Source organism: Chryseobacterium sp. B21-037 (assembly GCF_028570785.1).
Classification (GTDB): Bacteria; Bacteroidota; Bacteroidia; order Flavobacteriales; family Weeksellaceae; genus Chryseobacterium; species Chryseobacterium proteolyticum.
On sequence record NZ_JALGCB010000001.1, the window covers coordinates 151955 to 166165 of the forward strand.

Here is a 14211-nt window from a genome sequence, read left to right on the forward strand (position 1 = left end):
ATACCTGTTAAACTGTTTGCTAATTCTTTTATGAATGGTTAATTTTGACAAATTTTCAATTTGAAACCTACTATTTCCATCGTTATCGCTATTTTCAACCGGAAAGATGAGCTTTTCGAGCTGCTGAACTCTCTGACTCAACAAACAGACAGGGAGTTTGAAATTATTATTGTGGATGATGGTTCTATGATTGATCTTAAACCCACGATTAAAAATTTTGATGACATCCTTTCGATCAGGTATTTCAGGAAAGATAATTCAGGACCTGGTTTGTCAAGAAATTACGGAGCTCAGCGAGCTGAAAATGATTGGCTTGTTTTTGTGGATAGTGATGTGATTGTGGAGAATGATTATATAGAAAATATTAAGAAAGATATTCTGGAAATTCCCTGTGATGCATTTGGAGGTGCAGATAAGGCTCATAAAGGATTTAATCTGATGCAAAAGGCGATTTCCTATTCTATGACTTCCGTGTTTACTACCGGAGGGATTCGTGGCAGTAAGAAATCCGTTTCTAAATTTCAGCCTCGTAGTTTTAATATGGGAGTGAAAAAAGAGGTTTTCGATAAAGTTGGAGGATTTTCTGAAATGAGAATCGGGGAGGATCCGGATCTGTCTATGACATTGTGGGAAAACGGCTTTACTACGGCTTTCTTCGATAATATTGCAGTGTATCATAAGCGCAGGGTAGATTTTGGGAAATTTTCCAAACAGGTATTTCAGTTTGGCTGTGCAAGGCCTATTCTGAATCAGCGGCATCCGAATTATGTGAAGATTTCCTTCGCTTTTCCCAGCCTTTTCTTATTAGGATATATTCTTGGTTTTATAGAGTACTTTGTAATGGGAAGAGGGATTATTCTTGCTTTTTATGGATTATATACTTTTCTGGTTTTCTTTCACGCTTTATGGGTTACCAAGAATATTAGCATTGCCGGTATGGCTGTGATTTCTACGTATGTTCAGATGTTTTCTTATGGATACGGATTTCTGAAATCATGGATTTTACTCAATGTGTTCAGGATGAAGCCCGAAGATGCGTTTCCAAAACATTATCATAAAAAATAAATGCTGTTGAAATTCAACAGCATCTATTACAATGATTGATTAGTATATGGATGTGTTTTCATGGTGGAGAACGCCTGTTTTTACCATGCATTCTTTCATTTTTTGATAGGTTCTTTCAATGTCGTGATCAAGACCTATTGAGAATCTGATCAATCCGTCAGATATTCCCATTGCAATTCTTTCCTCTTCAGGGATTTCAGATGATGTTGAGCTGCCTGAGCAAGAGAATAATGTTTTATAAAAGCCGAGACTTACAGCAAGATATCCTAAATTTTCCTGTTGCATCAGTTCCATCAGCTCATTGGCTTTTTCTGTTGTACCTGCATCTAAAGTCATCAAGCCTCCGAATCCGTACTCTTCATGCATCATACTTTTCATGAGTTCATAATTTTTATGAGAGGGCAATCCAGGATAGGAAACTTTTAATCCATCCTGTTCGAATTTTTCAGCAAGATATTGTGCGTTATAGCTATGCTGCTTCATCCGGATGTGAAGTGTTCTCAGATTTTTTAGGATACTGGCCGAACGGAAACTGTCCATTGTTGGTCCCAATAGCACACAAGCTCCGTTATTTACGTTTTTGGTATCGTTGATAAACTCCTGTGATCCGCAATAAACGCCTCCCACAGTATCACTGCTTCCGTTGATGAATTTTGTTAAACTATGAATTACAATATCAGCTCCCAATAAAGTCGGAGAAATTGAAAGAGGGGAGAATGTATTGTCAACGATCAGCTTAAGATTGTGTTTTTTACATATTTGAGAAAGTTTTCTAAGATCTGCAACTTCCAGGAGCGGGTTGCTTACACTTTCACAATAAATAACTTTGGTGTTGGGCTGTATCGACTTTTCGATCCATTCAATATTATTGATATCCAGAAAAGTGGTTTCGATATTAAAAGGAGGAAGGAAGTTTTTCAGAAATGCATAGGTTCCTCCATAAATTGTTCTGCTTGAAATAATATGGTCGCCACTTTTACAAACCTGTAAAAGTACAGATGTAATTGCTCCCATTCCTGATGCGGTAACATTGGCGGCTTCCGTGTTTTCCAATTTGGCTAAAGCCTGAGCCAGATAAAGGTTCATTGGAGATGAATGTCTGGAGTATAGATAGCAACCTTCTGCATTTCCTTCGAATGTATCGAACATTGTTTTAGCTGAAAGAAAAGTGTAGGTTGAACTGTCAGAAATTGAAGGATTTACTCCGCCAAATTCTCCAAAGTATTGTAAGTCCTGTATTTCGTTTGCTGCGTTGAAATCTTCCATTGTTTTTGTTTTTAAATTTGAGTTATTTTAAGTTTTATTACAATGGTTTTGATAAATATTAGAGGATAAATCTATAAAATTGGATTATTGTAGAAAATATGTTTATTATATTTGTGTGAAATAACTTTTTTCCAAAAAAAAATCTATGGTCTTTGATGAAACAGATAAGAAACTGCTGTTGTTTTTGCAGGAAGATTCGAAACAAACCACTAAAGAGCTGTCTTATAAGCTTGGTTTATCGGTTACAGCGATATATGAACGAGTACGCAAGCTTGAAAATACAGGGGTCATTTCAAAATATGTAGCGATATTGGATAAGCATAAGATCCAGAAGGATTTTATGGTTTTATGCCACGTTAAACTTACCCAGCATAAAAAGGAATATGTTCTCCAGTTTGAGAAGGAAGTGATGAATCTGCATGAGGTTACAGAATGTTTTCATGTAAGCGGCGATTATGACTATATTCTTAAAATCTGCGTACAGGACATAGCTGATTACAGAAATTTCATGTTAACAAAACTGACAACTTTACAACACATCGCAAGCACTCACAGTTCTTTTATGATCTCTGAGGTGAAGAATACTACGTCTATTATTCTTTAAAAAGATTTGCTAAACAAGTACACCGTTCTTTGATGCGATTGGTTCCGGAAGATCTTCTTCTCCCATGATCTGAAGGACATCAATTTCTATTGTTCTGCAGATGGATAACATAGGAATATCGAACATGAGTCCTCCAAAAGGGTTTTCGGAATAATCTCCTACAAGTTCCATTACGATGTAAATCCATCCCACTATTACGCAGAATGGGATGCTTGTCCATATTCCCCAGTCGCCCAACTTTGCGAACTCATTCACAAGGCCAAGAGGGAGCAGCATAATAAAGATAACATTGAAAACGAATGCTGTACTCGCAAATTGTCGGGGCGAAGGGAATTTTTTAATTCTTTCAGCCTGTCCCTGAAAATCATAAAACTGATTGAGACAGCTTTGTAACTGCATCTGATTGAAATCTGAAATGGTATGGTCGTTTTTCAGTTCGTTGATTTCTTTTGCCTGTTTTGAAATTAGAAAGGTTGCAAAGTTTTTGTAATCCGCTTGGAGGGCAAATTCCTCAGCAGAAAGATATTTATGTAAAAAAATAGGTGTTCTCCCATAATCAGGAAATCCTGCTTTCATCAATCTGTGACGTCTGATATTGATGGCGCCGAAATGTTTTTTAAGACTGATGTGTTCCCATTCGGTGGGAGCAAGAAGCTGTTCGCGGAAAGTATATAACCATGCTATGTGGCGGTAGGCAATTGTTTTTCTTCTTTCCTCTAGATTGGTATGATCAGCATCTTCGGTTTCAAAAGCATAAAGCATTGCCGCAAAAGAACGGCTTGAGTTGACAATAGCGCCCCAGATTTTTCTGGCTTCCCATAACCTGTCGTATGCCTGGTTATTCTTAAATCCTACGTAAAAAGCTTCTGCCGTACCGATTAATGCCAGCGGTACCCAAGGAATGATCATCCATTGCCAGTTGAAGAAATAATAAATTGCTGCTACAAGGGTACACCATGCGGTAAGCCATATTAAATGAGAACCTGCAAGATTAAATATTTGTTTATAGTTGAAATATTTTGTTGTGATCATAGAAGGAGATGTGTTTTTATAAAGATTTTGTTTAGCAAAATAAATACCATAAAAAAAGGTTATGGACTTTATTCTGCACCGATCATAAGCTTCTTTTGTAGTTTTTTAATTTTAATCATCTGTATTCAAGTATATAATGGAAACAAATACTTTTTTAAAATTAGTAAAAAAAGAGCATAAAAAAACCTCTAAATAATTAGAGGTTGTGTTTTATAGATAAAATTTAATATTGTAACATTTCTTCTATTTTCTTCGTGAGCTTTTCGGCATTAGGAAGCATTTCTTTTTCCAGGATCAGATTGATAGGCACTGCCGGGGTATTCAGAGAGCCCATTGTTTCTACCGGTGCATCAAGATATTTAAAACAATTTTTGGAAATTCTGTGCGCAAAAGCTTCAGCAAATGAATTATTAATTTGTTCTTCTGTAAGAACAATACATTTTCCATGGGCTTTTACCCTTTCGAAAACAAGTTCTTCATCAAGAGGGATTAATGTCCTCAGATCAATCACTTCAATTCTACCGTTGAAATTTTTCGCCGCTTCTTTCGCCCAGTAAACTCCCATACCATAGGTTACCACCAATAGCGTTCTTCCTTTGGATGTTTCATCCTTATCGGCTTCAATAATAACCTTTCCTTTACCAAACGGAAGTACATAATCTTCTGCTGGTTCAATTGTTTTAGCATCTTCGGTTCCCGGCACTTTACTCCAGTATAAACCTTTGTGCTCAAGCATGATTACCGGATTCGGATCATAATAAGCTGCTTTTAATAAACCTTTGAAATCCGCTGCATTACTCGGGTACGCAATTTTAATCCCTTTAATATTGGCTAAAATACTTTCAACACTACCGCTGTGGTAAGGTCCGCCACCGCCGTAAGCCCCAATCGGAACACGGATGATATTACTAACCGGAAATTTTCCGTTGCTTAAATAATTTGATTTTGAAATCTCAGTGATCAGCTGGTTGATACCCGGATAAATATAATCTGCAAACTGAACTTCTACAATCGGCTTAAGGCCTACAGCACTCATTCCTGCAGTAGATCCAATAATATAAGCTTCCTGGATTGCCGTATTGAATACTCTTTTGCTTCCGAACTTTTTACCTAATGTAACCGTCTCACGGAAAACACCACCGATTCTCTCTCCTACGTCCTGACCGTAAAGCAATGCTTCAGGGTGTTTCCACATCAGTTCCTGAATTGCATGAATGGCAGCGTCTACCATTACGATTTTTTCTCCACCTGCCGGTTCACGGGTTCCTACTTCTTCGGTAATTGGAGTAGGAGCAAAGATATGCTGCATTACGGTTTCCGGTTTCGGGTCTTCTGCTTTTTGAGCTCTGTCAAAAGCTTCTTCAACTTCAAGCCTTGCCTTCTTCGTGATCTGTTTCAGTAATTCTTCATCGACTCCTGTTTCCAGTAATTGTTTTCTCAGGATCTCTCCCGGATCTTTAGCTCTGTGCTTTTCAAGATCTTCATCATCCCTATAGAACTCTCTTCGCACACCTGATGTATGGTGTCCGATAAGTACCGTTTTTGCACAAACCACTAATGGTTTTCTTTCGGTCCTTACAAAGTCTACAGCTTTTTTCATCACTTCGAAACTTTCCGCAAAGTCAGTTCCGTCTACTCTCATTCTGCTGAGACCTGTAAATCCTGCAACGAAATCATAAGCATCGCAAGTCCGTGCTTCTTCCTTGGTTACAGAAATTCCCCATTCATTATCCTGAACAAGGAAGATGATCGGAAGCTGATGTAAGGCCGCAAACTGTAATGCTTCGCTTACTTCACCTTCAGTGACCGAATTATCACCCAGGCTGCACACAACAACCGGGTTGTTTTCAAAATTCTGTAAATTAAAATCCTGAATATATTTTATTCCCTGTGCTACACCTGTAGTCGGGATGGTTTGCATTCCTGTTGCTGAGCTCTGGTGAATGATCTTTGGCATTTTTTCATCCCTGCTGGACGGATGGGAGTAGTAAGATCTTCCTCCTGAAAAAGGGTCTTCTGCTTTTGCCAATAGCTGCAACATCAATTGATATGGCTCAAATCCTATCCCCAAAAGAATACTTTCATCTCTGTAATAGGGAGAAACCCAGTCTTCTTTTTTTAACTGATATGCGGTAGCCAGCTGGATTGCTTCATGACCTCTTGAAGTACTATGAACATATTTACAAACATTTCTGTTTTCTTCGTAGATGTCTGCCATGGCTTTGGCAAGCATCATATGGGTATAAGCTTTAAGTAAAATATCCTGAGAAACTTTCTCGTGAAGTGTATTTTCCATAGGAAGCAAATATACATAAAAAAACAAAATACGAACAACTGTTAGTATTTTGTGATCATCTATTTTTCTTTTTAATTTTTCTGCCCTGGGTATTACCTATATTAAGTAAGGCGCTATCTTATTTTATGGATTATTTATATCGGCAGAATTGACGTTTATGGATAAAAACTCATTCAGATCAAAAAAAATTGGAGTAACTTTACATTCTCTTTTTTAATTAAAAAGCTAGAAAATACATGTATTTAGTTTTTGACACAGAAACAACAGGGTTACCAAAGAATTTCAATGCTCCACTTTCAGATTCCGATAACTGGCCAAGAATGGTGCAGATTGCATGGCAGTTACATGATGATGACGGAACGCTGATTGAAAATCAGGATTATATTATAAAGCCTGAGGGATACGATATTCCCTTTAATGCAGCCCGTATTCACGGAATTACGACGAAGATTGCCAATGAAGAAGGTAGAGACCTTGAAGAGATTCTTAAAGAGTTTTCTACAGTCTTAGAAAAAGTAAGGGTTGTTTCCGGACACAATGTAGAGTTTGATTACAATATTGTAGGAGCTGAGCTTTTCAGAAAAAATATAAAGGACATTCTTCAGGAAAAACCTAAAGCAGACACGATGATTCTGGGAACGAATTTTTGTGAGCTTGGGGGTGGAAGAGGTGGTAGATTTAAGCCGCCGAAACTTGAAGAACTCTATGAAAAATTATACGGGAATAAGTTTGATGAAGCCCACAATGCAGCTGCCGACGTAAATGCTACTGCTCAGGTTTTCTTTGAAATGATGAGAATAGGAGTAATTCCTTCTGATGTGTTGAAGATTTCAGAAGATCAGCTTGCTTATTTTAAAACCTTACATCCGGATCCTATTAAGCCGTTTGATATCGTAATCAGAAGGCAGGTTGCGGATTTCCATAACAAGAAAAAACAATCTGATTTTGGAAGTATTGAAGAAATTGATCTTGGCAAGTATTTCCATTTTGATAATCACAGTGTATTTTCAACATTATCGGCTACATCAAGTATTTCTGACCTGATCAATAAGGCCACGGAGGATAATTTTCCTGCTGTAGGAATGGTCGACCTGGGAAATATGATGGGGGCATTTAAATTTGTTTCCGCCGTAGAAGCTACCAATTCAGACAGATCGAAAAAACATAAGGAATATCTTGCAAAGAAGCAGGAGGCTGAAGAGCAGGGATTGGATTTTAATGAAGAAGAGCCTGTCTCTAACCCGTTGATACCGGTTGTGGGATGTGAATTTTATATCTCCGATCGTTATGAACAGAAACAATTTACAAAAGATGATCCGGACAGACGGACACAGGTGGTTCTGCTGGCTAAGGATTTTAACGGATATAAGAACCTGGCAAAACTTTCAAGTATTGGTTTCCTTAAAGGATTTTACTTTGGGGTTCCAAGGATAAGCAGAGAATTGATTGCAGAGTATAAGGAAGGTCTGATTGCTCTGACTTCAGGGATTCTGGGAGACATTCCAAGCGCGATCCTGAACACGGGTGAGCAGAAAGGGGAAGAATTGTTTAAGTGGTGGAAAGATACCTTTGAAGATGATTTCTACGTTCAGCTTCAGAATCACAAGCTTCCAGAGGAAGAGCATTTGAATGAAGTATTGTTGTATCTGGCAGATAAATATAATGTTAAAATATTAGCTCAGAATGAAACTTTTTATACCAATAAAGATGATGCCAATATTCAGGATATCGTAAGCTGTATCAAAGATGGTGAAAAGCTTTCAACACCTGTAGGAAAAGGATTTGGTAAGAGAAGAGGTCTTGCGACGGGTGAATATTATATCAAAAATTCCGATGAGGTAAAAGAAGCGTTTTTGGCTTATCCTGATGCTTTTGAGGCTTATGAAGAATTTTTCGCCAAATTCAGTCCGTATACATTAAAGAGGGATGTATTGCTTCCTAAATTTGATATTCCGGAAGAATTTATCCATGCAGAAGATGAAGTAGATGGAGGAAAAAGAGGGGAGATGGCTTATCTTACCCACCTTACTTATGAAGGGGCAAAAAGAAGGTATGTGGATACAGGTATTACGGATGAAATTAAAGAACGTCTTGATTTCGAACTTGAAGTAATTGCCAATACCGGTTATCCGGGGTACTTCCTTATTGTACAGGATTTTTGTAATGAAGCCCGTAAAATGGGAGTTTGGGTAGGACCCGGAAGGGGTTCGGCTGCCGGATCGGCAGTTGCTTATTGTATTGGAATTACTAACGTAGACCCTATCAAATATGATCTCCTATTTGAGCGATTCCTGAATCCTGAAAGGGTATCCATGCCCGATATTGACATTGACTTTGATGATGAAGGAAGAGATAGGGTGATCAAATGGGTAATCGAAAAATACGGACAAAGCCAGGTGGCTCAGATTATCACCTATTCGGTGCTGGGTGGAAAATCTGCGATTAAGGATGCCGGAAGGGTATTGGATGTTCCGATCCCTGATACGAATAATATAGCCAAGCTTATTCCTTCCACACCAGGAATGAATATTGCCAAAGCTCTGGCGAAATATGATAAATTGAAACCGGAAGAGCAGATGCTTGTTGATGAAATGAGATATGTTCTTCAAAGTCCTGATGATGCCCGTCACAATGTACTTGCGAGTGCGAAAAAGATGGAGGGTTGTATCAGGAATACCGGTATTCACGCCTGCGGGGTGATTATCACTCCGGAAGATGTAAGTAACCTGGTTCCTATAACAATTGCGGCCAAAGATGCTGATATTTTGGTGTCTCAGTTCGATAACTCGGTAGCGGAAAGTGCAGGTCTTTTGAAGATGGACTTCCTTGGGCTGAGAACTCTAACCATTATTAAGGATGCATTGAAGCTTGTAAAGGCTCGTTATAATGTAGATATTGATCCGGATCTTATTCCGCTTGATGATGCTAAGACCTATCAATTATTTAAGGAAGGAAGAACGGTAGGGATTTTCCAATATGAAAGTCCCGGAATGCAAAAATATATGAGGGAGCTTAAGCCAACGGTTTTTGCCGACCTTATTGCCATGAATGCCTTATATCGTCCGGGACCAATCAAATACATTCCAAACTTCATTAACAGGAAGCACGGAATAGAAGAGATTGTGTATGACTTACCGGAAACAGAAGAATATTTAAAGGAAACATACGGGATCACCGTTTACCAGGAGCAGGTAATGCTTTTGTCCCAGAAGCTGGCTAATTTTACAAAAGGTGAAGCGGATACTTTGAGAAAAGCGATGGGTAAGAAACAGATCGACGTTCTTAATAAAATGTATCCTAAGTTCATTGAAGGGGGTAGAAAAAATAACCTGAACGAAGAAAGGCTGGAGAAAATCTGGAATGACTGGAAAGCCTTTGCGGAATATGCCTTCAACAAATCTCACTCAACATGCTATGCATTTATTGCTTATCAGACTGCTTATCTGAAAGCCAATTATCCGGCAGAGTATATGGCGAGTGTTATGAGTAATAACATTAACAATACAGACTCCATTACCATGTTCATGGAGGATTGTAAAAGTATGGGAGTTGATGTATTAGGTCCTGACGTTAATGAATCTCAATATAAATTCTCAGTAAACGAAAAAGGACAGATCCGCTTCGGGTTGGGAGCGATCAAAGGAATCGGGGAGGGCCCTAGTGAGGCCATAACGCGTGAAAGAGAAAACGGAAGATTCAAGAATATTTATGATTTCTTTGAAAGGATTTTACCTTCACAGATGAACAAGAGAGTGGCTGAAAGTTTGGTTTTGGCCGGTGCATTTGACGAATTGGACACGTTTCACAGGGGACAGTATTTTGACATTGATGCCGCGGGCAAAACAAACCTGGAGCGTTTGATAAGATATGGACAGAGCTTTCAGGAAGGAAAGAATGAAATGGAAAATTCCCTTTTCGCGGATTTTGCGGAAGAGGTTCAGATTGAACAGCCTAAATTAGCACCTTGTCCGGAATGGCCAAATATGCATAAGCTGAACAAAGAAAAAGAAATCATTGGCTTCTATCTTTCCGCGCATCCCTTGGATGAATTTAAATATCAGTTCCAGTTTATACAGGGAAGCCTTTCAAAGAAATCTGTTCTGGAAAAAGATGAACATAATAAAGCGGTTGTAGATGAAGCCCCTATTCTTGAAGCAGATTCTCAGGAAGAAACCGTTGATTTAACGGAGATTGTTTCTGATGAGATTTTGGGAGGAGAAGAAATTATTGAAGAGGTGGTTAAAAAGGCAGAACCAAAAGGTAACTTTTTATTCCTGAACCTTGATGAGGTGGATGCATACAAGGAACAAGCCTTCGCTAATAAGCAGGAAGAGCTATTTGAGGAAAAGAAAAAAGACTGGAAAACCTTACAGAAGGAAAGAGAAAATGGAGGTGGCGGAAAAGAATATACTGTGGCCGGTCTGATTACTGAATACAGGGTTCAGGATGGTTTCAGGAGTGGTGAAAAAGTAGCTTTCGTTACCCTTGAGGATTATTCAGGATCATATTCATTCAGATTAGGGGATAGAGATTATATGAAGCTAAAGGAAAAGCTGGAAGTCCAGCGTTTCGTTATTTTTAAAATAAAATTCGCCCAGGTGAAGGACGGACGTGTTTTTGTTAATGTAAATGACGTGATCGAACTTCAGGAAGCATTTGAAAGATTTGCGAAAAGCATCTCTCTGGTCATGGATGTTATGGATTTCAGACCTGAGGATCTGGAATTTTTCAGAAATGTGCTGGATAGGAACCGCGGAGATCAGAAGTTTAAATTTTATATTAAGGATATTGAAGATGATTCACAGATTGAAGTACAGTCCATGAAACATTCCGTTGATCTGAATGGGGACCTCATTAAAGAGATTCAGTTGCTCAATAAATATGAATTTTATTTAAATTAAAAGATAATTGGATTAAAAAAAAGCGGTTTTTGACCGCTTTTTTTGTGGTATTTAATTTAATATTTAAAAATAGTTTAAAAAAAGTTAATATTTTTTTCTGTGGTATCTCAAGTGGATTTTAATAATGAGTGGCTTCAAAATTAATTTTGTAATTGATTGATTATTAGAAATTTAATTTAATTCAATATTTGTTGAGTTTTTAAATAAAATTAAATGATTGTTTGGTTTTGTTTAATAAAATTGGTTAAAAGGTGTCTTATTTAATAACGATTTTAAGTTTTTATTGAATTTAATTGAAATATTATTTACATTTACCGTCCAATTTAAATTTTCTACCATATATGAAAAAACTTCTACTCACGTGTATGATGGCTCTTGGTATAGGGGCATCTGCACAGATTTTAGTTACTGAGGGGTTCGAAGGCTCAAGTTTGCCTTCAGGATGGGCCAGTACAACGACCGGATCAGGGACGAGTTCCACACCTGGAGGGTATGGGACAAGTGCGGGTACGGCCTGTGTCGGGAGCAAAGCGGTCTATAAGAATATTTATGGATCTACCTACACAGGTTGGAATTTGACCTATTCTTCCACAACTTCTAATGCAACTGCGCTTACGTATTCTTTCAAATACCTTGCGAAAGGGTATAGTACTTCAGGTGCCGTTAGCGGAAGTGTAGCTGCTGATTACTCTGTAGATGGAGGGACGACATGGGTTGATATCCTAGCGCCTGTGGTTCTTGATAGTCCTAACGGAACCCCGATTCCATGTACGACCGTTTCAGGAACAATTCCTGCGGGAACTATCCCAACAGGGGCAAGCTTTAAGTTCAGACTGAAAAGCACAAGTACATCTACCGGAGACTTCTATATGGGGTTTGATGATGTCCAGCTAGCTCAGACCTTAACGAATGCGCCTTCATGTACTCAGATTTCAGCTCCTGCCGATGCAGCAACAGGAATCTCGGTAACACCAACTATTACCTGGGCTTCTGCTGCCTTTGCAACAGGGTATACATTAAATATCGGAACAACAGCAGGGGGAACTGATGTTGTAAATGGTCTTGATGTAGGTGCAGTAACCAGCTATACCATTCCAAATACTTCAGCGCTGAATTATTCAACGTTGTATTATGTAACAGTAATTCCGAAGAATAATATTGGATCGGCATCCGGATGTACAAGTACTTCTTTCACAACACGCGCAGTAGTTTGCCCGACTGTATCTGCACCATCTGCAGGGGCTATTGGACAGCCATTAACTCCTACCATTACATGGGGTGCGGTAAATTCTGCTACAGGATATAAACTTACTGTAGGAACTACACCAGGTGGAACAGATATCCTGAATAATCTGGATTTAGGAAATGTGACTACATATACATTTACTACTCCATTAACATTAAGCAGTACTTATTATTACACTGTAAATTCCTACAGCCCAACCAGTACGTCGTCATCTTGTACAGAAAGAAGTTTCTCTACGATTTGTGGACCAACCAACATTCCTTACTCTCAGAATTTCGAAAGTGTATCGACTCCTGCATTGCCGGCTTGTACTTCTATTGAAAATGCAGGGAATGGTAATAACTGGACAACCTATTCTTCTGCGGGAGGAGGGTTCAATACTAAGGTTCTTAACTACACTTATAATAGTTCAAATGCTGCTAACGCATGGTTTTATACACAAGGTATTAACCTTACAGGGGGAGTATCTTACAGAATAAAATACATCTATGGAAATGCAAGTGGTACTACATATCCTGAAAAACTGAAAGTAGCTTATGGTACTGCTGAATCCAGTGCTTCAATGACCAACGTATTAGCAGATTACCCTAATGTAACCAATGGTACTACACCAATTTCTGCAACCGTAGATTTTGTTCCTGCAGCTTCCGGAGTGTATTATTTTGGATTTAATGCATACTCAGATGCTGATATGAACAGATTGTACGTAGATAATATCGTTATTGATGCTACACCGACTTGTGCTGAGCCTTCTGCATTAGTAGTATCGAATGTAGCGGCTACTACAGCAACGATTTCATGGACTGCTCCTGCTACTGTACCTGCCGGTGGTTATGAGTATTATTATTCTACTTCTAACACGGCTCCAACTGCTACTACTCAAGCATCGGGAACGAGTACTACGGTTACAGCTGATTTAAATAATCTTACTGCAGCTACCGTATATTATGTTTGGGTGCGTTCAGTATGTAGTTCTTCAGATAAAAGTGCATGGTCTCAATTGGCAACATTTACAACTGCTTGTATTACATCACAAACATTGACTGAAAACTTTGATTCAACAGCGGAAGGAAGTCTTCCTCCATGCTGGACAAGTATAGGTTCTACCGTTAGTTATGCGAAAGTAATGGCTTATACGAGTGCAAATACTGGTGCTATAATCAGTGGGGCTAATGCATTGTACCTTTATACAAGTGGCTCAAGTACAGGAATGTTAGCGACTCCTGAAATTGCGAATCTACAGTCTAATAACTACATCCTTAAATTTAAGGCAAGAGCAAATTATACTGCCGGAGGAGTTGTTCAGATCGGTTATTTAACAGATCCTGCTAATACTTCAACTTTTGTAGTATTGGGAACGTATACTTCTACAAGTGTAACGGTTGCTGATGATTACCAACTTAGTATTACGGGAGTGCCGGCTGGTGTTAACAAGCTTGTATTTAAACATACAGGAACTCCTGCCAATAGTGTTCTTATAGATGATATCAGCTATATGCTGGATCCGAGTCTGGGAACTTCAGAAGTAGCTAATGCTAAGAATACGATTAAAGTTTATCCTAATCCATTTGCAGATGTGCTGAACATTTCTGATGTTTCTAAAGTGAAATCTGTTTCTGTTTCTGATGTGGCAGGAAGATTAGTAAAAACAATTGCGAACCCTACTTCGGTTCTTCAGTTAGGAGAATTGAATTCAGGAATGTATCTGATTACACTTGAATTGAAAGATGGTTCTAAACAAACGATTAAAACGATCAAAAAATAGAATTCGATTTGATTTATAAATAATGATGGCAGCTAA

7 protein-coding genes are annotated in these 14211 nt (G+C 38.5%); 4 read left to right on the plus strand and 3 right to left on the minus strand.

Annotated features, from left to right (window positions below; translation table 11 throughout):
- The first annotated feature begins 60 nt into the window (after positions 1-60).
- On the plus strand, positions 61-1065 hold the full coding sequence (locus MTQ00_RS00720; RefSeq protein WP_172277163.1) for a glycosyltransferase: 1005 nt from the start codon (positions 61-63) through the stop codon (positions 1063-1065).
- 39 nt (positions 1066-1104) lie between these two features.
- Here MTQ00_RS00720 and MTQ00_RS00725 read toward each other — a convergent pair whose 3' ends face one another.
- Positions 1105-2331, minus strand: a complete 1227-nt coding sequence (locus MTQ00_RS00725) for an aminotransferase class I/II-fold pyridoxal phosphate-dependent enzyme (protein WP_273647342.1) — start codon at positions 2329-2331, stop codon at positions 1105-1107.
- A 145-nt stretch (positions 2332-2476) separates the two neighbouring features.
- On the opposite strand from MTQ00_RS00725, the gene MTQ00_RS00730 reads away from it, so the two are divergent.
- Entirely contained in the window at positions 2477-2935 is a 459-nt protein-coding gene (locus MTQ00_RS00730) for an Lrp/AsnC family transcriptional regulator (RefSeq protein ID WP_273647343.1), read from the plus strand.
- Between the two features lie 9 nt (positions 2936-2944).
- On the opposite strand, the gene MTQ00_RS00735 is transcribed toward MTQ00_RS00730, so the two are convergent.
- Both MTQ00_RS00735 and MTQ00_RS00740 read right to left on the minus strand, forming a co-directional pair.
- Positions 2945-3967, minus strand: coding sequence for a bestrophin family protein (locus tag MTQ00_RS00735; protein ID WP_172277172.1), 1023 nt, complete (start codon positions 3965-3967; stop codon positions 2945-2947).
- Between the two features lie 223 nt (positions 3968-4190).
- Positions 4191-6263 carry an alpha-ketoacid dehydrogenase subunit alpha/beta gene (locus tag MTQ00_RS00740; protein WP_273647344.1) on the minus strand — a complete coding sequence of 691 codons (2073 nt, stop codon included), beginning with the start codon at positions 6261-6263 and terminating at the stop codon, positions 4191-4193.
- Between the two features lie 236 nt (positions 6264-6499).
- Here MTQ00_RS00740 and dnaE point away from each other — a divergent pair, with 236 nt between their 5' ends.
- Both dnaE and MTQ00_RS00750 read left to right on the plus strand, forming a co-directional pair.
- Complete coding sequence (gene dnaE / locus MTQ00_RS00745) at positions 6500-11164, plus strand: DNA polymerase III subunit alpha (protein WP_273647345.1); 4665 nt, start codon at positions 6500-6502, stop codon at positions 11162-11164.
- Between the two features lie 341 nt (positions 11165-11505).
- Positions 11506-14175: a T9SS type A sorting domain-containing protein gene (locus tag MTQ00_RS00750; protein ID WP_273647346.1), complete on the plus strand. Its 2670-nt coding sequence runs from the start codon at positions 11506-11508 to the stop codon at positions 14173-14175.
- The last annotated feature ends 36 nt before the right edge of the window (positions 14176-14211 follow it).